The 21183-nt window shown below is 62.6% G+C and carries 17 protein-coding genes; 11 read left to right on the top strand and 6 right to left on the bottom strand.

Features of this window, described 5'->3' with window-relative positions; genetic code table 11:
- Positions 1 to 205: 205 nt before the first annotated feature.
- Both NMAG_RS18450 and NMAG_RS18445 read left to right on the top strand, forming a co-directional pair.
- Positions 206 to 1072, top strand: a complete 867-nt coding sequence (locus tag NMAG_RS18450; RefSeq protein WP_004214324.1) for a class 1 fructose-bisphosphatase — start codon at positions 206 to 208, stop codon at positions 1070 to 1072.
- A gap of 130 nt (positions 1073 to 1202) precedes the next feature.
- The gene (locus NMAG_RS18445; RefSeq protein WP_004214323.1) at positions 1203 to 2609 is read left to right on the top strand and encodes an ADP-dependent glucokinase/phosphofructokinase; all 1407 of its coding nucleotides are present in this window, start codon (positions 1203 to 1205) and stop codon (positions 2607 to 2609) included.
- 146 nt (positions 2610 to 2755) lie between these two features.
- Here the strand turns inward: NMAG_RS18445 and NMAG_RS18440 are convergent, their stop codons facing one another.
- A complete protein-coding gene (locus NMAG_RS18440) occupies positions 2756 to 4111 on the bottom strand; it encodes a sulfatase family protein (protein WP_004214322.1) in 1356 nt (451 codons plus the stop codon).
- A gap of 453 nt (positions 4112 to 4564) precedes the next feature.
- Here NMAG_RS18440 and NMAG_RS18435 point away from each other — a divergent pair, with 453 nt between their 5' ends.
- Positions 4565 to 5452 carry a universal stress protein gene (locus NMAG_RS18435; RefSeq protein WP_004214321.1) on the top strand — a complete coding sequence of 296 codons (888 nt, stop codon included), beginning with the start codon at positions 4565 to 4567 and terminating at the stop codon, positions 5450 to 5452.
- Positions 5453 to 5456: 4 nt separating this feature from the next.
- Here the strand turns inward: NMAG_RS18435 and NMAG_RS18430 are convergent, their stop codons facing one another.
- Positions 5457 to 5852, bottom strand: a complete 396-nt coding sequence (locus NMAG_RS18430) for a DUF2267 domain-containing protein (RefSeq protein WP_004214320.1) — start codon at positions 5850 to 5852, stop codon at positions 5457 to 5459.
- A 343-nt stretch (positions 5853 to 6195) separates the two neighbouring features.
- Positions 6196 to 6660 carry a universal stress protein gene (locus NMAG_RS18425; RefSeq protein ID WP_004214319.1) on the bottom strand — a complete coding sequence of 155 codons (465 nt, stop codon included), beginning with the start codon at positions 6658 to 6660 and terminating at the stop codon, positions 6196 to 6198.
- Between the two features lie 636 nt (positions 6661 to 7296).
- Here NMAG_RS18425 and NMAG_RS18420 point away from each other — a divergent pair.
- Positions 7297 to 10101: a cation-translocating P-type ATPase gene (locus NMAG_RS18420; RefSeq protein ID WP_004214317.1), complete on the top strand. Its 2805-nt coding sequence runs from the start codon at positions 7297 to 7299 to the stop codon at positions 10099 to 10101.
- A gap of 334 nt (positions 10102 to 10435) precedes the next feature.
- On the top strand, positions 10436 to 11806 hold the full coding sequence (locus NMAG_RS18415) for a chloride channel protein (RefSeq protein WP_012996908.1): 1371 nt from the start codon (positions 10436 to 10438) through the stop codon (positions 11804 to 11806).
- Here the strand turns inward: NMAG_RS18415 and NMAG_RS18410 are convergent.
- Together NMAG_RS18410 and fer are read right to left on the bottom strand one after the other, a co-directional pair.
- Positions 11803 to 12453 (bottom strand): cytochrome b family protein, encoded by a 651-nt coding sequence (locus NMAG_RS18410; protein ID WP_012996907.1) that lies wholly within the window; start codon positions 12451 to 12453, stop codon positions 11803 to 11805. The genes NMAG_RS18415 and NMAG_RS18410 overlap by 4 nt on opposite strands.
- Before the next feature lie 73 nt (positions 12454 to 12526).
- Positions 12527 to 13774, bottom strand: coding sequence for a ferredoxin Fer (fer, locus tag NMAG_RS22510; RefSeq protein WP_004214312.1), 1248 nt, complete (start codon positions 13772 to 13774; stop codon positions 12527 to 12529).
- A gap of 145 nt (positions 13775 to 13919) precedes the next feature.
- Between fer and NMAG_RS18400 the strand changes: the two genes are divergently transcribed.
- The 3 genes from NMAG_RS18400 (at position 13920) to NMAG_RS18390 (ending at position 17137) form a co-directional block, all read left to right on the top strand.
- Complete coding sequence (locus tag NMAG_RS18400; RefSeq protein WP_004214311.1) at positions 13920 to 14681, top strand: proteasome assembly chaperone family protein; 762 nt, start codon at positions 13920 to 13922, stop codon at positions 14679 to 14681.
- 92 nt (positions 14682 to 14773) lie between these two features.
- Positions 14774 to 15877 carry a diacylglycerol/lipid kinase family protein gene (locus NMAG_RS18395; RefSeq protein WP_004214310.1) on the top strand — a complete coding sequence of 368 codons (1104 nt, stop codon included), beginning with the start codon at positions 14774 to 14776 and terminating at the stop codon, positions 15875 to 15877.
- 117 nt (positions 15878 to 15994) lie between these two features.
- Positions 15995 to 17137, top strand: a complete 1143-nt coding sequence (locus NMAG_RS18390; RefSeq protein WP_004214309.1) for a glycerol dehydrogenase — start codon at positions 15995 to 15997, stop codon at positions 17135 to 17137.
- Between the two features lie 156 nt (positions 17138 to 17293).
- On the opposite strand, the gene NMAG_RS18385 is transcribed toward NMAG_RS18390, so the two are convergent.
- On the bottom strand, positions 17294 to 18145 hold the full coding sequence (locus NMAG_RS18385; RefSeq protein WP_004214307.1) for a universal stress protein: 852 nt from the start codon (positions 18143 to 18145) through the stop codon (positions 17294 to 17296).
- Positions 18146 to 18306: 161 nt separating this feature from the next.
- Here NMAG_RS18385 and NMAG_RS18380 point away from each other — a divergent pair, with 161 nt between their 5' ends.
- The 3 genes from NMAG_RS18380 (at position 18307) to NMAG_RS18370 (ending at position 21145) form a co-directional block, all read left to right on the top strand.
- On the top strand, positions 18307 to 19143 hold the full coding sequence (locus tag NMAG_RS18380) for a HesA/MoeB/ThiF family protein (RefSeq protein ID WP_004214306.1): 837 nt from the start codon (positions 18307 to 18309) through the stop codon (positions 19141 to 19143).
- Positions 19144 to 19389: 246 nt separating this feature from the next.
- On the top strand, positions 19390 to 19641 hold the full coding sequence (locus NMAG_RS18375; RefSeq protein WP_004214304.1) for a hypothetical protein: 252 nt from the start codon (positions 19390 to 19392) through the stop codon (positions 19639 to 19641).
- 166 nt (positions 19642 to 19807) lie between these two features.
- A complete protein-coding gene (locus NMAG_RS18370) occupies positions 19808 to 21145 on the top strand; it encodes an RNA-guided endonuclease TnpB family protein (protein ID WP_012996906.1) in 1338 nt (445 codons plus the stop codon).
- Positions 21146 to 21183: the final 38 nt, after the last annotated feature.

The following is a 21183-nucleotide window of genomic DNA, read 5'->3' as shown; positions in this document are numbered from 1 at the left end:
CGTCAAAGGCCGCGCGGAAGGACGGTTGGACGGTTGAATGGATGGACGACTCTCACTGTCCCCACCACAAACAGTTTATAGCTCCCTGGTGGAGAACTCGGCGAATGCTACCGATCGACGCGGTTGACACGACCGACGACACCTCGATCGTTCGTCCCGGACGAGAACGACTTCTCGCGAGTGATCACACGCTAGCCCAGGAGACATGACCGACACAACGTCCGCAGTCGAACGCGTCGTTGCAACGGTCGCACAAACAGCGAGTGACATTCATCACGGCCTCGTCGACCGGCGAGTAACAGCCGATGGCGAGAACCCGAGCGGTGAAACACAGTTCGAGGCGGATGTCTTCGCAGACGAGTTGCTCGCCGATCAGCTCTCGTCGATCGACGGCGTCGCCCAGTACGCCAGCGAGGAGCGCGCTGATCCCGTCGACTTCGCTCCCGACGGCCTCGCCGTCGCTGCTGATCCAGTCGACGGCACCTCGAACCTACCGTCGAACAACACGATGGGAACCGTCTTCGGGATCTACGACGCATCCCTCCCAGCCCCCGGAACAGCCCTCGTCGCGGCGGGCTACGTTCTCTACGGGCCGCTGACGACGATGATGGTCGCACACGACGGCACCGTCACCGAATACGCACTCGTTGATGGAGACCGGACCGTCATCCGCGACGACGTCACGATTCCAGCGACCCCCACCGTCTACGGATTCGGCGGCCGCGTCCCGACCTGGATCGACGATTTTCACGAGTTCGCCCGTGGCATCGAGACCGACGACGAGCTCGCACTCGAGTGCCACTACAGCGGAGCGATGATCAACGATGTGAATCAGGTCCTTACGAAAGGCGGCATCTTCGCCTACCCTGCACTCGAGAACAGCCCCAACGGCAAGCTTCGGCTCCAGTTCGAGGGGAATCCGATCGGGTACATCATCGAGACGGCCGGTGGTCGGTCCTCCGATGGGAGTCGATCGATCCTCGATGTCGAGCCGACCGACCTGCACGATCGGGTTCCACTTCACGTCGGTAACCCCGAGTTGGTCGAGCGCCTGGAAGCCGCGATTGGGTGAGGCAGACGGCGAACTGTGGACGACGGACGCCGGAGATAGCAGATCTCCGAGATGTGTCGTTCGAGCGTCGAAATCGCTCGAACGGTGCACGCATACCATTAACTCACTGGCGCTGGGAGCACCCCGTATCATGATGGACGAGTACGCACAGTTAGCGTCCGATATTCAAACACTGGACGGGCTTCCGGTGTTCATCGCGTACAACGCGAACGTCGACGCAATCGTTCGAGTCGACGACGATGTCGAATCGTACCTCGACCGGCCGTCCGACCCCGGCGAGCGACAGCCGCCGAGCCCCCTGGATTCGAAACGCGACCTTGCAACGGCGATTACACACACGATGGCGGCCGGACGGGGCGACGAAGTCGCGATGACGGACGAGTTTTCCGAGACGCTCGAAGCGGAGTTCGAGCCCGACAACCAGCAGATGGGCGGCCAGACGGGGATCATGACGAATCTCGTCTCGTCACTCGGCGCCGCTCCGATCACGTACACGTACCTGCTCTCGGAGCGACAGCTCTCGATGTTCGACCACCCCGATGCGGTGGAGTACCCGAAGGTCAAGGACGATGAGATCGAGTGTATCCCATTGCGTGAGGCGGTCAACACGGATCGGACGAAGATTAACTGGGTGTTCGAGTTTCGCGTCGACGACGAGTTGTTCGGTGTCCGCGCGACCGAAGACACGCGGTTCATCGCGGCCTCGCGGCCGCCGGAGTTCGACCTCGTCACCGGTGATCTCGACGCCCACGTGGATCAGGTCGGTGAGGTCGTCGATGGGGCACTGCTCGCTGGCTATCACAACCTCACGCCAGACCACGTCGAGGAGGGCTACGAGCAGGCCCACCGCCACGCCCGCAACGTAATCCGTCGGCTTCGGTCCGGCAGCGAGGACGACCTGCAGGTCCACATCGAGTACGCGGTGACCCACGATGAGGACCTCCGGGAGAGCATGTACGAGTGGATCTTGCCGGAGGCGGACGTCGTCGGCGCGGACACGCACGAACTCACGCTCCTGCACGACGACGCCGACCTCGCGGTCGTCGAGACGGCCCCGTCGGAAGCGACGCCGTTCGAACCCGAGGAAATTCTCACCCACTACCGCATGCTCGACGCGATCCGAGACGACCTGGGCGTCGGCTGTATCCAGTTACACGCGATGGAGTACCACCTCGCTGTAATGGAGTCGTACCCCCACCCGGACGCGGTCGCACGCGGTCTGGAGTTTTCCGCCGTCAACGCGGCGACGAAAGCCGCACTGGGTAACATCACGTCTCCCGACGATCTCGAAACCGGTCTGGAGTACGAGCCGTCGGCGGCAGGCCGGGACGCGATCGAACTCCTCGCGGATCACCTCGAGGAGACGGCTGAGGACGGCGTCCTCTCGACACCGACGGTCGCCGCTTGCCCCAATCGCGTCGTCGCCGACCCCGTGGGAACGGTCGGCATCGGCGACATCGTCTCTTCCTCGAGTTTCGTTCTCGAACTCGCTACTGCCAGCGACCGTGATCCAGCGACCGATCAGTCTTCCTCATGAGGATATAGGATCTAGGATAGAGGATAGAGGATCTGAGGACCTGATACCCTGAAGATACCGTGATCGGCAGATACCGTGATCGGCTATGTTGTCACGCACGTTGGAAAGGCGATTCGTCTCGACTACGCGACTACGCGACTACGCGACTACGTCGACTCGTGTGGCCACGACTGGATCTCGTCATAATCGCCCGGCAGGACGGGCCCGTCGAGAAGTGGATCGTCCGTTTCGTCCATCCACTCGTACAGCTCTCGAGAGAGGTCCTGGCGAACGTCCTGATACCGGGGTTCGTACACGACGTTGTCGTCTTCCTGCGGCGCATCTCGGAGGTCGTACAGTTCCTCGTACTGGCGTGGTGGAACCCCGTCAGTTTCACGGACTTCGCGGCCGGATTCGCTCACGAATACGTCCGTCGGGAGGTAGACAGTAGGGAGATGCCAGAAACTTCGGACGTACTTGTACCGATCCGTTCGGATCGCTCGAACCGGATTGTACATGTCGTGCCAGGTCATTTCAGCGAAGATCCGCTCTCGCTCCGCGTACGAGTCGCCGTCGTCGGTGATCAGATTGACAAAACTCCGGCCGTCGATCGCTTCGGGAACATCGACATCGATGAGATCGAGGACCGTCGGCAAGACATCGACGTTGCTAATGAGTTCATCGTACCGCTCGTCGGCGGTAATGACGCCCGGGTACCGCATCACGAGGGCCGCCTCGATTCCCGCGTCGTAGCACGTCCCTTTCGCTCGTGGGAACGCAATTCCGTGTTCAGTCGTAAAGATGACGAGCGTGTCCTCTGTCAGTCCGTTCTCGTCCAACGCGTCGAGAATCGTTCCAATGCCCTCGTCGACCGCATACATCATCCCGCGCATTTCGGCGAGGTCATGTCGGTGTCCCCGTCTATCCGGAAGATACGGTAACGGCCGCACGGTATCCGGGTCGTCGGCCCCGTAGTAATTGGCGTCGAACCCGAATCGCCCGTCCTCTTCTTCGGCCCGGTGGCACTCGAAGAACCCAATTGACGCGAAAAGCGGCTCCTCGTACGCCGATGCATCGAGGAACGACGAAACGACCGACGCGACGTTACGGGCTCGATTCGCCTGATGGACCGCCGGTGAGACGCCCGGATAGAGGTTCCCCTCGGAGTGAACGCGGTCGTACTCGAGTCGGTCCGTGTCCTGGGAGATGTGCTGGAGTCCGAACAGGTGCGTTTCGTAGCCGGCGTCGCTCACGTACTGGGGGAGGATCCGTTCGTCGTCGTGGAGTTCCCAATCGCCGTGGGCAAGGCCCATGAGCCCGTTGACGTGTGGGTGGCGGCCGGTCATGAGACTCCCGCGACTGGGAGAACACTGTGGGGCGGTCGCGAAGTGGCGTTCGAACAGGGCACCGTCGGCGGCGAGGGAATCGATGTTCGGCGTCTCGATATCGACGCCGTAACAGCCCAGGTATTGGCCGAGGTCGTGGCCGTGAATCAGGAGGATGTTTGGTCGCGACGAGTCCATGCCCTCGGACTACGACGGGATGATGAATAATTATTGGGTAGTTGAGAGGGTAATTGATGTGGTCACGGCGCTGGCCCTGGTCACAATAGTCGAACCACGAGCGGAACCGTCAGAACTGTCTCGGTGACTGATTGTGGCACTGCCGTGCCCGTTCGAGTCATTGAATAAGCCGACCCTACTCAGCCGGTCGGTATCCGCTAGCCGAATCAGCGAGAACACAATCCCCACTCACGTACTCACTCCGGAAGAACGACCCGAGCGTGTGTTGGCCACGACGGTGATTGGACAGTGCAAAGCAATGTGGTCGCGGGGTGTCTTTATCGGCGTTGCCGTTGAAGACTGACTGGGAAGCGTCCGGGATATCCGAAGACTCCAAAGATCCGGAGAACTCGGACAGCCCGGAGAACCCGGAGAATCCGACGACTCCCACCGATCAGCTACGTTCACATACCCATGCCACGACACGTCCTCGTTCCGATCGACGGATCGGATCACGCCGACGCCGGACTGGAGTATTGTCTCACATCATTTCCTGATGCGTCACTGACGGCCCTGTACGTCGTCGACCCCACACACGATCACGAGGCAGCCGTCGGTTCCCAGACGACGTCCATAGAACGCGCCGAGGAGCGCGGAGACCAGGTTCTCGAGCGTGCAGCGAGCCGCGCCGCCGATCGCGGGCGCAAAATAGAGACGGTACGCAGAACCGGAACGCCACACACAGAGATTCTCTCCCTCGCGACTGACGACGTCGATCACATCGTCCTCGGTAGTCACGGCGAATCGCCGATTACGAGCCCGTTTCTCGGCCGCGTGAGCGAGGCCGTCGTTCGGCGGACACCCGTTTCGACCACACTCGTCCCCGAATCGACGACAGCCATTCGTGACCGCGACCTTCCCGGTGACGTTCTGATCCCGGTGGACGGTTCAGCACAGGCCGACGCCGCACTCGCATACGCACTCGAGACGTTTCCGGACGCCACCCACACCGTCTTTCACGCTTTGTCACTCCCGTTCGACCGCCCTCGGTCGGCAGTCGAGGGAACGTATCTCGAAGCGATCCTGACCGACCGCGAAGAGCGAGCCGAGGCGGTGTTCGAATCGGCAACTACAATCGCCGACGAACTGGGACCGTCGATCGAGACAGCAACCGCGGACGGGAAACCAGCACAGTCGATACTCGAGTACGCCGAAACGAACGGGTGCGATCAGATCGTGCTGGGCGCCCACGGCCGCTCGCTCAGGGCGCGGCTTCTCGGCTCGGTTGCGGAACGGGTCGCCCGCCGATCCCCGCGGACAGTGACCCTCGTTCAGGGTGATCCCCGATCAACGACGACGTAACTCATCACTGCTCCGTTTCCTGTGTTTTGATCAGATCGAACAGCGGGTTGAAGTCATCCGGAAGCTGGTTCTCGATCTTTTCGATATTTCCAGGTGGGACCACGTCAGCGACGACCGCGACGATCTGTTGGGCGTAATAATTGGCGTCTGAGCGGTCAACGTTCGCGCGGTCTGCAACACGGTCGAGAAACTCCTGATAGTCGAAGCGCTGTCCGTGTTCGGCGGTGGTCACGTAGCGATCGATCTCCATCGGTAACGGACTCGCGAGGTCCGTCGCTTCACCCTCGTGTAAGCGCTCGCCGAGCGTCGTCAACACCGCCCGGGTTGCTCTGACTGCCTGTCCGAGTTGTGCGAATTCGAGTCTGTGCTGGACCTGGCCGATGAACGCTTTGTAATTCATAGTCGGGTGATATGGTGTGGTCTGCTGTACGTATCCGCTCGAGTGATCGACGGATCGACGTATCGCCGTGGACGGTACTGGGTGCTCCCAGTCCACCTACTCGAACTCGAGTGTGATACGCTAGTGAATCGGCCGTGCAGCTAAATAAATCTGGATGGCGTCGATGTGAGGCGTCGGGCTGTATAGGGACGATACCCTGCTGTTCCCCTTCGTTCCCGTGCTGCGATATGGAAGAAGAAGCAGCGTCGAGACAGTGTCATACGGATCGTCGTAGCGGTTTGTGGGTGGGGTGATCGTTCCGACGGGCCAGCGGCCACTGGTCCCGAACGACGACGGGGTCGTCTCAGCGGACAACTGTCACCGGAACGTCCGACCGTTTAACGACGGTTTCGGCCGTGCTTCCCATTCGCGCTCCGGCTGCACCGCTCTGGCCACGGTTCCCGATCACGATCTGATCGGTATCCGTCTCGTCGACGGCGGCGACGATAACCTGCGCCGGTGAGCCGACCCCTGTCTCGGTCTCGATTTCGACTCGCGATAGTCGCTCGTTCCTGTTACCGTCATCGTCGTGGCCATCCAGCTCGAGGTTCGCCTGCGCGTCCTCGAGGAGTCGCTCGGCCTGCGACCGTTGCTCGTCGAGCCAGTCGTCGGTCAACGGCGCTAGCTGCTCGTCAGACGCTGTCACCTCGAACGGATCGATCGCGTGGAAGAGAACGATTCGGGCGTTCGGAAAGGTCTCGAGAGCGTACCGGAACGCAGCTTGTGCGTTTGTCGAGCCGTCGTGTGGGACCAGGATCGATCGTGACATCGGTCCGGTATTCATCACGGAGACTCCTAATACTGCCGGACAGAACCATTCGAAGACTGGTCGCGCTACTGCGGCCGTCACCTTGGGGGACGGCCGCGACTTCGCGACCGGTTCCTCACTGACTTCTGTCCGACAGTATAAAGCCACCCGCCGGCAGCTGGCGAAACGGAACCTGTACGCGCGTCGAGTCTCGGTTTCTGTCCCACACACCGAGTCTCGGTTCGGCGGTACCGGTACCACCACCCGGGCCGTGAGAGGTCAGTAACCGTAGAGGTTAGTGGGTGTATTAAATGGCAAATCGTCGTAGGACCCCTCACATGACCGTTCGGATTGCTGGTATCACCAGCACGGAATTTGATCATCGGTTCTGGTCGCTACTCTCTGCACACCTCGGAGCGGCCATACCCACACTCTCGGTGAACACATCGGTGTCGCATCCCAGTTGTGACGACCTGTGCGCTGTCGGAATCGACGACCGGTCTGGCAACCAGGCTCACTACGCGGGGTACTCGAGTCGACACGCAGTGGACAGACTTGCTGCAACGGGCGACTTGTCGGCGTGACGACCGACAGTCCATCTCGTGAGGGATCGAGACCAACTGCGAAAGCGGAGTGAGTATCGGTAACAACAGATCCATGTCACGGTCAGAATACGACGAGCGAATCGAACCCGGCGCTGGCAGCGACTGGCACTCGAAGCCACTCGAGGATGTCTACGCGGAGCGAGAGACATCCGAGGGAGGACTGGTATCTTCGCAAGCCCGTGAGCGACTCGAGCGCTACGGGCCGAACGAGGTTGAGGCCGAAGCGGGAACGTCGCCGTTACGAATTCTCATCGAACAGTACTCGTCGGCGCTGATCTGGGTGCTGATCGTCGCCGCCCTCGTGATGGCAGGCGTCGGACACACGATCGACGCGGCCGTCATCGCGGGAATCGTGGTTTTCATCACGCTGTTCGGCTTCGTCCAGGACTATCGGGCCGAACAGAGTATCCAGGCGCTAAAGGAGATGTCGACGACGTACGCGCTGGTCAGACGCGACGGGGAGAAACGGGAGATTGACACCACCAACGTCGTCCCCGGAGATGTACTCTTCGTCGAGTCGGGCGACGCCGTCCCTGCCGACGCACGGCTCATCGAAGAGTCGAACCTCAGCGTCGACGAGGCGGCTCTGACTGGGGAGAGCGTCGGCGTCTCCAAGGAGGTCGGAACGGTCGAGGAGGATGTCGCGCTCGCCGAGCGTGAGAACATGCTGTTCAAGGATACCGTCGTCGAGCGCGGTTCCGGAATGGCGGTCGTCGTCGAGACCGGTCCGGAGTCCGAGATCGGCCAGATCGCGACGGCTCTCGGAGAAGCCGAAGATCGGGAGACGCCGTTCCAGGCCGAGATGGACCGCCTGGGGAAGATCATCGCCGGCGTCGTCATCTTCGCGGTCGCGGTGATCGCAATCGCCGAACTCGTCGTGGGGGAAACAGCGCCGCTGCAGGTGTTCCTGACGGCGGTCGGTATCGCCGTCTCCGCGGTTCCAGAGGGGTTGCCCGCAGTCGTTACGCTCTCACTCGCACTCGGCGCTCGCCGGATGGCCGATCAGAACGCCCTCGTACGGCGGCTACCGATCGTCGAGGCGCTCGGCTCGGTCGACGTCATCTGTACAGACAAGACGGGAACACTCACGGAGGAGGAAATGACCGTCCAGCGGATCAGCGCCAATCGCGAGGTCTACGAGGTGACCGGGACCGGCTACGATACCGACGGGGAGTTCCTGCAGGACGACGAGTCGGTTGGCGAGGAGCGGGTCGCCGACGTGCTGCGCTGTGGCATGCTGTGTAACAACGTCGACGTGGGAACCCGAGAACGCGACGAAGACGAGGCTGAAGCCACCGAATCGGGTGAGCAGGAACGGACCTACCTCGGTGATCCCACCGAAATCGCGCTGTTCGTCGCCGCCCAGAAGGCCGACTTCGACCACGAGGAGCTCACCGCAGCGTACCCCCGTCTCAGTGAGATCGAGTTCACATCCGCGCGCAAACGGATGACCACTGTCCACGAGACGCCCGACGGCGACCCCGTCGCCTACATGAAGGGCGCACCCGAGACCGTCCTCGAGCGTTGCGATCGAGAACTCGTCGACGGCGAACTCGTCGACCTTACGGACGAACGTCGCGAAGCGATCGAGGCGCAGAACGAAGACTTCGCGGAGGACGCACTGCGCGTGATGGGCTTTGCCTACCGCCCCGACGTGCCAGACGATCAGGTCGACGAACCGGGTGAGGACCTCGAGCGAAACATGGTCTTTCTGGGACTGCAGGGGATGCTCGATCCGCCTCGACCTGAAGTCACCGACGCGCTAGCAGCCAGTCTCGACGCCGGGATCAACGTGGTGATGATAACCGGCGACAACGCAGTGACGGCGCGAGCGGTCGGCGAGGATGTCGGTCTCCGCTCGACGACGGTGATCACGGGACCCGAACTCGAGGAGATGTCCGATGACGAACTCGCAGACGTTGTCGAGGATGTCGACATCTTCGCGCGAACGTCGCCGGACCACAAGACCCGAATCTTGCAGACGCTGCAGGCAATGGGACACACGGTTGCGATGACTGGCGACGGGGTCAACGACGCACCGGCCGTGAAAAACGCTGACGTCGGCGTCGCAATGGGGATCCGTGGGACCGATGTCACCGAACAGGCCTCCGATATCGTCCTGTTAGACGACAACTTTGCGACCATTCGGGATGCGGTCAAGGGCGGCCGGCGTATCTTCGACAACGTCCGAAAGTTCGTCAACTACCTGCTGTCGGGCAACGGCGGCGAGGTCACGATGGTCTTTACCGGCTCGATGTTGGGATTCGGGCTCGTCATTACGCCGATCCAGATCCTGTTCATCAACGTCGTTACCGACGGCATTCCGGCCCTCTCGATGGGCGTCGATCCGCCCGCAAAAGACATCATGGACAGAGATCCGAGACCGCCGGACGAGGGCGTCATCACGAATCGGATCGTCACGTCGATCGTCGGCATCGCCATCTTCATGACGGTTTGCCTGCTCCCGCTGTTCACCCTCAACTTTTTCGGCGAGCTGATCCCGGGCTACGACGTGATGGGGGCGCTCTTCGGGTGGAGCCCCGGCTACGAACCGGGCAGGGAACTCGCACAGACCATGGTGTTCACCGGATTCGTCGTCTTCGAGATCGTCCGTATTCAGGCGATCCGCTACCGGTACGGACTCGGCCTCTTCACGAATCGCTGGCTCGTGATCGCGGTGGCCGTCGCCGTCACGCTCCAGTTGCTCGTCCTCTACACGCCGACCGGACAGTTCCTGTTCGACGTCGAACCGCTCGCGTTCGTTCACTGGGTCCAGATCGGCGTCGCCGCGGTCGTCTTCGCACTGCTGATGGCCGTCTTCGTGAAGGTCCAGGATCGGTACTTCGAACGGTACTGACCGGTCGGGATACCCACCTGATAGTCAGCCGTCGCGAACCGATACACACGACGGAGGTCGAGAGCGACACCCGATTTCCCCGCCTCGAAGAACGTCGCTACGTCCTCGTCTATCTCGACACCGTACGTTTCGCTGGACATACGGCAGGTTCCACCGACTGGACAGTGAACATGTGTTGACACGAGGGCAAAGTCACGTCGACTGATCCGACGGCGTCCGAAACCGATCGACTCGGGCGAACGTCATTCGACGGCGAGTGTAGGTTCGGGTTTCATTCCCGCAGTCGGTGTAACGGGTTCCGCGGCCGCAGATCCCAGTGCGTCGCCGCGTCAGTATGTCCCCGATCCGTATCCTCTCCGACGTCCTCTCCTCCGTCGGCCTCCGCCTCGTCGAGGGGACCGAGACGTCGTTTCGTGGCCGACTGTTCGTCCTCGGCATCGTCGTCGGGATCGCCGGCGGGCTCGGCGCCGTCGCCTTCCAGTACCTGCTGATCGGGTTCACCGCGCTGTTTTTCTCCGGGGCGACGTCGCAGGCGGCGCTGCTCGAGCGAGCCGTCGACCTCCCGTGGTACTATCGCGTCCTCGCACCCGCCATCGGCGGCGCGTTCGTCGGGCTGATAGCCAGCTACAGCGGCGGTGGCCTGGTGAGGGGCGAGGGGGTACCGGAGGTGATCGAGGCGATCGACCGGAAGCGCGGACGGCTCCCCCTGCGCATCGTTCCGGCGAAGGCAGTCGCGTCGGCAGTCTGTATCGGGTCCGGCGGCGCGACCGGTCGCGAGGGACCGATCGTCCAGATCGGCGGCACGGTCGGTGCAGCCGTCGGCAACCGCATCGACCTGCCTGACCCCCAGACGTCGGTGTTACTAGCAGCGGGGGCCGGAGCGGGGCTGGGCGGGACGTTCAACGCCCCGATCGGCGGGATGATCTTCGCCTGGGAAGTCTTGCTCGGGCGCGTCACGAGGGAGAACGTCCCACCGATCGCGATCGCCGCTGTGGTCGGGACCGCGACGGCGAACGTCGTCGTTGGGCTCCCGGATCCGATCTTCTCGGTTCCGGGGATCGCCGTGGAGAGCCCCTGGGAGGGCGCCGCGTACGTCGGCCTCGGCGTCGTGTGCGCGGCCGTGGCGCTCGCCTTCGCCAACTCTCTCTACGCCGTCGAGCACGGGTTCGAGCGGCTCCCCGTTCCTACCGACCTGAAGCCGGCGCTGGGAGGACTCTGTCTCGGCGTTCTCGCGCTCTCGATTCCGCAGGTCTACGGCGTCGGCTACCCGGTGATCCAGGACGCGCTCGTCGGCGGGTTCGCCCTCGAGGCCGTCCTCGCGTTCGGAGTCGCGAAGATTGTCGCGACGAGCCTCACGCTCGGGAGCGGCGGTTCCGGCGGCATCTTCGCTCCCGCACTCTACGTCGGCGCGATGACCGGCACCGTCTACGGTACGTTACTGGACGAGGTGGTCCCCGTGCCCGTCGCCGATCCGACGACGTACGCTGCCGTCGGTATGGGTGCAGTCTTCGCCGGGGCGTCACAGGCGCCACTGACGGCGATCGTCGTCGTCTACGAGTTGACCGGCGACGTCTGGATCGTCCCGCCGCTCGCGATCGCTTGTCTCGTCAGCGCGGCACTGTCGCGACACGCGAGCGAGGGGAGCATCTACACGATCGGGTTGCTCGAGCGGGGCGTCGAGGTCGACTCGAGACGGCTGTTCTAGAGATCGGGTGGATACTCGCCACTCTTCCGATACTCGGAGACGACAGCCGCGAACGCGACCACGTGGAGGATGACCACCAGGACGATCATTGCGAGGTAAATCAGGTGGAGCGGGTCGTCCGAGGGAAAGCCCATCTCTTCGTACGGACGGAGATACGCTCGATCGTAGCCGTGGACGGCCACGAGCCAGAAGATGACGTACGTCCCGTGGCTCTGGTGCCACTTCCACGCTTTTGCACCGAGATAGTCGTAGGCCCAGTTGTTGGAGGTAAACGCCAGCACGATCGCGATGAGGACGGCAACCATGGCCCCGAACGCCCACGGACTCATGTCGACGAGATAGCCGACGACGTCCCAGTCCCGTGCCCAGAAGACGAACAGGACGTGGACGACCGACCAGATGGCGAACCAGATCCCCAGTTCCGACCGCCAGTTCACGGGGAAGTTCCCGGAGAACCGACGCCTGATCGACGGCCGGATGCGAACCAGTGGGCCGATAACCATCACGAAAAACAGGATGAAGAAGGGAATGGCGCCGACGACCCGCTGCTCCCCGTATCCGACGACCCACAGCAGGACTGCGACGACGATGCTTCCGATCGCTACGCCCAGATGATGGGTGAGCTCGTTGTTGGTGTCTGCCGTCATGGTATCGTCGTGTCACTCGATTGTGACCAGATGAACACCGATCGCTCAAATAAAGCTATTCCCGGTAGGACTCCTATACGACGCGATCACGAAGCTCGTCGAGATGCTTCGCCCCATAGACGAGTTCGATCGAATCGCTTGCTGGCGTGGCTACACAAGTCAACCGGAACCCCTTTTCTTCGACTTCCTCCTCCGAAAGACTTCGCTGGACGTCCATCTCGAGTTCCCCCTCGAGCAACACGGCAGTACAGTTCACACAGCCGCCGGCCCGACAGTGAAACGGCCAACTGTGGCCGGCCGCCTCGGCGGCGTCGAGGACGTACTCGTCGCGTCCCACCTCGAACGTGCCGTGAGCCTCGTCGTCGAGGTCGCCTTCCGCGGCCCGCTCGAGGAGGTCCTCGTCCTCGAGTGACCAGCCCCGTTCGTCGACGACCTGGTAATCGAGATACTCGACGGTCACGGCTTCGGCGCGCGTCGCGCTGATGCCGATCACCGGCACGCCGGTGAAACGGACGACGCGTTCGGTCGTACTTCCGAGGAGGTAGCGCCGCAGTCCAGTCTCGCCGTGCGTTCCCATCACGATGCAGTCGGCATCGGACGTTGCGGCAGTCGCGAGGATTTGCTGGTCGACTCGCCCGCTCGGAATCGATATGTCGACGACGTCCAGTTGCGTCCCGCGCAGGTACTCGAGCGCGTCGTCGACCGGTTCGAGACCGATCTCGTCGTCGTCACTAGCCGCAGTAGTATCCGCAACGTCGAACGTCTCCATCTCTTCGACGGCCTCCTCGTCGCTCACGTGGACGATGTGCAGCCGCGCGCCGGTTTCGGCCGCGAGATCGATGGCGTGCTCGAGGGCGGCCTCCGAGCTGTGGCTTCCGTCAGTCGGAACCAGGACGCGCTCGAACGCGCCTTCGAGTGCCGTCTCTTCGTGGACGGTCGCGACCGGGACTGACGACTCCCGTAGCGTCTGTTCGGCGACGCTGCCAAGCAGGAATCTGCCGACTCCGCTGCGGCCGGTCGTCCCCATCGCGATCAGGTCCGCGTCGCGTTCGTCGGCCGCTGCGAGGATCTCTTCGTGAACCGCATCCGCCTGCTCGCGGAGTTCGGTCGTCACGTCGAGGCCGCGATCCCGTGCGCGATCGGCCAGTTCCTCAACCGCTCGTTCACCCTCGTCTTCGTCACCGCTGGCGACGAGCCCTCCCTCGAGGACGGAGACGACGTGTATCGCCGCGTCGAATCGCTCTGCGAGTCCGATTGCGTACGTTCCGACATCTTCCGCTACCGGACTCCCGTCGGTCGGTACGAGAATTGTGTTGTACATCGGGGCCTCCTACCACGTTCGCCCACAAGTAGGTACAGTCCGCTCCCACGTCGGCCGGTGAGCGACGCGACCCGTCAATCAACGAGCGGACTCTTCAGGACCAGCCATACTATCATAGTCACCGACGCTGTAGCCACCCCCACGTATGACTGAACAGACGACAGCCGCGTCGTTCGAGCAGGTCGCGGACGTCCGGGCCAAATCCCCGACGCTGATCGAGGGGCTTCCGGGACATGGTCTCGTCGCGTCGATCGCCGTCGACCAGATCACAGAACAGCTCGGCCTCGAACACTACGGGAATGTCGCGTCGGACGAGTTCCCGCCCGTTGTGACCTTCGAGGACGGCCTCGTCCAGGACCTGGTTCGGGTGTACGCTGGGTCGGATCCGGCCGTGATGACTCTCGAGAGTGACCTCGCACTTCCCGAACCGGCGTTCGAACCGCTCTCGAAGTGCGTGCTCGAGGAACTGTCCGACGACTTCGGCCGGGCGATCTTTCTCGCGGGCGCGCCGGCCCAGTCTGAGGAGGAGATCGGCGAGGTCACTGGCGTTGCGACGACCGACGACATCAGGGATGATCTCCGTGATGCCGGTATTACGGTTCCGGACGAACACGGGCTGGTCGGCGGCATCACTGGCTCGCTCGTTCGCGAATGTTACCAGGCCGACGTTCCGGCTGCCCTGTTGATCGTTCGCGCCCACCCGTACCTCCCGGATCCGAAGGCCGCCAAGTCGGTGACCGAGACCGCACTCGAACCCCTCGTCGACTTCGACATCGACACAACGGCGCTCGACGAGCAGGCCGAAGAGATCCAACAACAGATGCAACAGATCGCCCAGCAGTACCAGCAGATGGCGGAGGACCAGGGCCAGCAGCAACAGCAGGTCCAGACGGGAATGTTCCAGTAATCGTTCTGTCTCTTTACTATCGCCCGACCAGGGTAGGACTAACCCGACCGTTCGACCGCCGCGAATATGACGCATCGACTACAACGACGGGTATGAACGAACGACGGTTCGTGTCCGAGTCCGCATCCGACTCGGACCAAGAGACTGAACCCGACACCGACCGACTGCTCATTTGCAATCCTGCAAGCGGGTCTGGAGACCACGCTCCCGACGTTCGAGCGCGGGGAGCGAAGCGAGGTTTCGAGGTTCGCGAGACGAGGGGCCCGGGTGACGCACGCAGATTTGCTCGCGAGGCGGCCCTCCACGGTAACGGCAACGGTGACAGTGGCGGTGACTGTGACGGTGACGGCAACGGCAACGGTAACAGCAGTATCTCAGTGATCGCTGTCGCAGGCGGCGACGGTACGGTCAACGAAGTCATCCATGGCCTCCGTGAGGCCGACGCGCTCGATCGCGTCGACGTCGCCATCGTCCCGACGGGAACCGCTAACGTCTTCGCCAGAACCCTCGGCATTCCGGACGCAGACGCGGGGTTCGATGCGATCGACGCCGGTACCAGTCGTCGGATCGACGTCGGAATCGCCGACGGCCAGCCCTTCATCAACACCTGTCTAGCCGGCCTCTCCGCAGAGGCCAACGCGACGACGCCCGACGAGTGGAAACGCCAGTTTGGATCGTTCGCGTACGTACTCACGACGCTTCGCTTGCTCCCCGAGTACGACGGGGTCCCCCTCGAGATACGGGTCACTGATGGCGAAACCGCCTGCGCTGGTGCTTCCGGTGGCGACACCGATGACGACGGGACGCCGTCGACGTGGCGGGGAAACGCGTTGCTCGTCCTCGTCGGGAACGCCTTCCGACTGCCGACGGTCAGCAGACGGCCCCGATCCCCCATGTCGGATGGCACTCTCGAGGTCGTCGTTCTCGAAACGGGAGGCGACGACGAGTCGCTCGAGGAGAACGACGTATCGGGCGCGCTCGATGCCGACCCTGGGACGATCCCGGGACCGGTCACCAGGTTCGAGGCGTCGTCGCTGTCGATTGCGACCCGGGCGGACGATGGCGCGCCGGTCAACTTCAGTCTCGACGGCGAACCCCTCTCGGCGACCGAACTCGAGTTGTCGATTTGCGAGCGGCGTCTCTCCGTGCTGGCCGAGCCCGCAGAATCTACTCGTAATCGGTGGGGGCGTCGCTGACGGGGTTTTGCAGGGGGATGACCACTCGGTTCTGACCCAGGGGAATCAGCACTTGCTTATTTGGTCTGTACCGTCGTAGGGGGGACAGCTTCGAGACACCAGTCTCGAGGAGTACGCATGACACAGACACAGACACAGACACAGACACAGACACAGGTATTCAGATCTCCAGCGGGATACGTACAGGGACGAAACGCCATCGCCGACCTCGGCGACCACGCCGAAGACCTCGGGAACAGCGCTGTCGTCCTCGGGGACGATCTGGTCCTCGACCTCGTCGGCGACCGAGTCCGGGACGGACTCGAGTCCGCGGGGTTCGACGTCACGCTCGAGGAGTTCAACGGCGAGTGCTCGGAGAGCGAAATCGAACGCGTCGCCGACGTCCACGAGGAGTTCGGCGCTGACGTTCTCGTCGGTGCTGGCGGCGGGAAAGCGATCGATACCGCGAGAGCCGCACGCGAGCACACCGGCGGTGCGCTCGTTTCGCTCCCGACGATCGCCTCGACTGACGCGCCGACGAGTTCGGTCGCGGTCATCTACACCGAAGCCGGCGAGTTCGTCGAGTTCCACGTCTACGAGCGCCATCCCGAGCTCGTACTCGTCGACACCGAGATCGTCGCCAAAGCGCCGACGCGGTTGTTTCGTGGTGGCATCGGCGACGCGCTTGCGACCTGGTTCGAGGCCGACGCGGCCCACCGCTCTGGTGCGACGACGATCTTCGGCGCGCGATCGACGCGAACGGCCCAGCAGATCGCCAGACTCGCCTACACGACGCTACGCGAACACGGCCGATCGGCGGTCGACGCCGTCGAACGCGATGCAGTCACGGACAGCACCGAAGCGGTCGTCGAGGCGAACACGCTTCTCAGCGGTCTCGGGTTCGAGAGCGGCGGACTGGCCGCCGCCCACGCGATCCACAACGGACTAACGCAACTCGAGGACACTCACGGCGCGACCCACGGGGAGAAGGTTACCGTCGGCACGCTCGCCCAACTCGTCCTCGAGGGGCGGGACGACGCGTTCGTCGAGGACGTGGCCGATTTCGCGGCGTCGGTCGGCCTGCCGACCACGCTCGCCGAGATCGGTCTCGAGGACCCTGAACCGGACGCTCTCGAGGTCGTGGCGGAGGCGGCCTGCGCGGAGGACGAGACGATCCACAACGAACCGTTCCCGGTGTCGCCGGCGGACGTCCGCGACGCGCTCATCGGTGCCGATGCGATCGGTCGGCGGCTCTCGGTGGACGCCACCGGCGACGAGTGACGGAACATGATTCGACGCTCGCGAGCCAGTCACCCCTCGTCCATTCGGACTTCGACGGAGCCGATCCACTCGAACTCCGACGCGTCGGCGGCCGTGTTAGGAGCTGTCTCGATGTTGACGGCCGCGTTAGGAGCAGTGTAAAAGTCGCCGACCGCGTTAGGAGTCTTCGAGCGTCCGAACGGTCAGTACCGGCACACTCGCGTTCGGCACCACCCGCTGGGAGACGCTGCCGACAACGAGCCGTTCGATGTTGGATTTGCTCTCGGTCCCCATTACGAGCAGATCGACATCGTTGTGCTCGGTGTACTCGAGAACGATGTCAGTCGGCGCACCCTGTTCGACGGCCTCGACAGTGTCGACGCCGCGTTCGTCGGCCCGCTCGGTGACACCAGCCGTCGTCTTCTCGCCGTGTTTCTCGAACGCCGAGCGGAGTGCTTCGTTTTCTGGGTCCCCGTCGGGTTCGACGGCGTACAGCACGTGCAGTGTTGCGTCGCAGGCGTCGGCCAGTGCGAGCGCGTGTTCAGTCGCTGCAGCCGATCCCGTCAAGCCGTCGGTGGCCAGACACACGTCGTCGACGTCACCATCGGCGAGGTGGACTGGTCCTTCCGCCCCCGCGCCGACCGTGAGCACTGGCCGCCGGGCGTCCCGGATCACCTCGAGTGCGACGCTGCCCAGCAGCGCCTGTCGTAGCCCCGTCCGACCGTGCGTGCCGACCACGATCAGGTCGGCGTCGACCTCGTCGGCGTGCTCGAGGACTGTGCTCGCCGGACGACCTGCCCGGACGACTGCGGCGGACTCCAGGCCTGCCTCGCTGGCCCGCGTCGCAACCTCCTTCGCGTACGCTTCTCGTCGTTTCCGCCGGTCGTCGCTTCCCCGGCCCTCTTCGACGACCGACAGGGCGTGGACGGACGCCGAGAGCGTTTCAGCGAGTGCGATTCCGGCGGTTGCTGCGTCCGTGGCGACGTCACTGCCGTCCGTTGCAATGAGGATATCGTTGTACTCGTTCATGTCGTGGCGTATGGTGACCACAGTCTTTGCTTTGTTGCAATCGGTACAGTCGTTGCAATCGGTTCAGTCGTCGCAGCCGTGGGTGGCGACACGACTCCACCACGCTCGCCCGGAGTCCCCTCGAACCGCCGTTATTTGATCGTTCGCGTCGGACGAGCCGTATGGACGGTGACTCCACGCTCGAGCCCCGGCAACGGGACCGCTACTCACGTCAACTCTTGATCGAGGGCATCGACCCGGCTGACCAGCGGACGTTGCTCTCGAGTTGCGTCCTCGTCGTCGGTGTGGGTGGACTGGGCTCCTCGATCATTCAGTACCTCGCGGCCGCCGGCGTCGGAACGATCGGTATCGTCGACGACGGGCGAGTCAAACGCTCAAATCTTCAGCGGCAGGTCGTCCACACCGTCGACGACATCGGCGACCCCAAGGTCGACAGCGCGGCGCGATTCGTCGACGCGCTCAACCCGGCGATCGACATCGAGACGCACGAGACGCGGATAGAACCCTCGAGCGCCGAAGCGTTGCTCGAGGGGCACGATGTCGTCGTCGACGCGCTGGACAACTTCGTCGGCCGATTTGTCGTCAACGATGCAGCCGTCCTCGCTGGCATCCCGTTCGTCCACGGGGCGGTCTACGGCTTCGAGGGGCAGACGACTGTCTTTCGGCCCGATGGGCCCTGTTACCGGTGTTTGCTTCCCGAACCGCCTGGCGAGGAGGGAATCCCCTCGGACGAGCCGATGGGGGTCTTCCCGACTGCCCCAGGTACGATCGGCTGCCTGCAGGCCACCGAAGTCCTCAAGCTGCTGCTCGGGATTGGCGAGCCGCTCGAGGGCCACCTGCTTCGCTACGACGGGACGGACGCAACCTTCCTCCGGACGCCACTCAAACGCGACCCGGACTGTCCGCTCTGCGGGCCGAACGGTCCCGAGATCGAGTCCCTCGAGACGGTCGCGTACGACGATCGATGTCGAATCGAGCGGTCAGCGAGTACCGAGTGATGGCTGTCGGACGCGGAACCGTGAGTGTGATCAGTGGCCCGTCCCCGCAACGAGTCACCCACTGTGATATCCTCGCCCGCCGTGAACGGCAGCATTCTCTCGCTGTTTACAGATAGTAGCCAGGGAGGATAGGGTAAGAGAGGGTAGGCTAAGAGACGGTAGGCTAAGAGACGGTAGGCTAAGAGACGGTAGGGTAGCTCACGAGACAGCGAGCGACTTACCATCTCTGGGCGTCTACCCTTCGCTATGGTACTCGGATACGTGAGCGGCACCTGGCAATGTCGCCTGTACGGACACAACTGGCACCACCCCTGGAACCACGAGGTCGTCGTCACGAGTGAGACATCGGTCTACCCGCTCCGATGTCTCCACTGTGCGGAAACACAGTTACTGGACAGCGATGGCAACAACTGGCACCCTGCCGACGAGGACGGCCCGTCGATTCACGAACAGGCACTCGAGTTCGATCCCAAAACGGACGCGTCGCGTCACCGTTGAGACGGAGACCGGCCGTCGAGCGTCTTTTGTATTCCACGGTGCCTGTCGTTTGCATCCCACGGTGTCTATAAAGAATAGCAGCGCGAGTACCACGGGCCACCGTGCCCGTGGGTGAAGCGCGTCACAACACGAACTTTTAATAAGTGTCAAATTATACCAGAATACAGTGCAGTCGTCCAAACTCACCCAAACCTTATCGTTCGGACTAGACATCCATACGGGGAGTGGGGACGACCTGCAAACCGGCTGTATTGAGGCCCGCCGCATCCGCAACGAAGCCAATCGACTCGACCGAGCTGGTTGGGATTGGGACGAGATCAAATCAACTGTTGTCGCCAACGCTGATCACGTCAACAACACCACCCAACTCATCGTTGACAAGGCACTCGGTGAAATCAAAACCTATCACGACAACAAAGATGACGGGTGGGGTCGACCTTACCCATACATCGACGAGTCGTACCCGATGGTGATGAACCACAGCGAAGGCTATCGCCTGTTCCCCGAAGACGACGGGACGGTTCGGTTCCGTATCACCGCCACAAGAGGCACGCACGTCAAAGGTGAACTTCGTGGCAACCCCGACCACTTCGACAGACTCCAAATCGCATTCAACGACGAAGAGTGGCGGGTTGGAACCGCTGAAGTCGTTCACAAACACGGTGAGTGGCGACTCCACGTAACAGTCACCCACGAGACTCATCGCGTCGCCAGCAAGAACGACGCGGACACAATTGTTGGTGTGGATGTGAACGAGGACTGTATTGCCCTTGCTGCAATGAGTCGGAACGGTGGGGTGAAACAGTCGGTTGTGTTTGAGTATCCGTCGGTGAAAGAACAGCGACACGAGTTTTTCACCAAGCGCAAGCGGATGCAGAAAGCCAACCAGACCGCGTTTGCATCCTCCGTGCAGACGGAGGAACGAGACTACGTTCACGATTGCCTGCACAAAGTATCGCGGCAAGTAGTTGACTGGGTCTCGCAATTCGAGGACCCGGTAATCGTCTTTGAAGACCTCAAAGACATGCGAGACTCCATCGATTATGGAACGCGAATGAATCGACGGCTGCACTCACTCCCGTTTGCTGCACTCCAAAACATGGTGTCGTACAAGGCTGCGTGGGAAGGGATTCCCAGCGATGTGGTTGACCCGGAGTACACGAGCCAGCGATGTCCGAGAACAGAGTGCCAGCACACAGAACGAGCGAACCGCCACAAGAAGCGGTTCAAGTGCAAACGGTGTGAGTTCCAAGACCATGCGGATAGGAAAGCGGCGGTATGCGTTGTGCAGGAATGGTTTGACGAGCAGTCTGGAAATGTGCCGTCTCTCGAAACCCTTCCACGCGTGTGGACGGTGAGACGGGCGGCATCGGGGGCTGGTGGAGGCCCCGGCTCTCACGGAGCAATTTTCGCTTCGGGTGTTCACCAACACGGAACGTCGGCGCAACCAGAGATGGAAGCGCGAGAGGAATTAAAGACCGTTGCATCAGCAGTGCAGGACTAAACACGGATGCCCCGCGCCACCGTGCGCGGGGTACTTCA

The organism is Natrialba magadii ATCC 43099 (genome assembly GCF_000025625.1).
Lineage (GTDB): Archaea > Halobacteriota > Halobacteria > Halobacteriales > Natrialbaceae > Natrialba > Natrialba magadii.
This window is presented reverse-complemented; position numbering and strand designations above follow the sequence as displayed.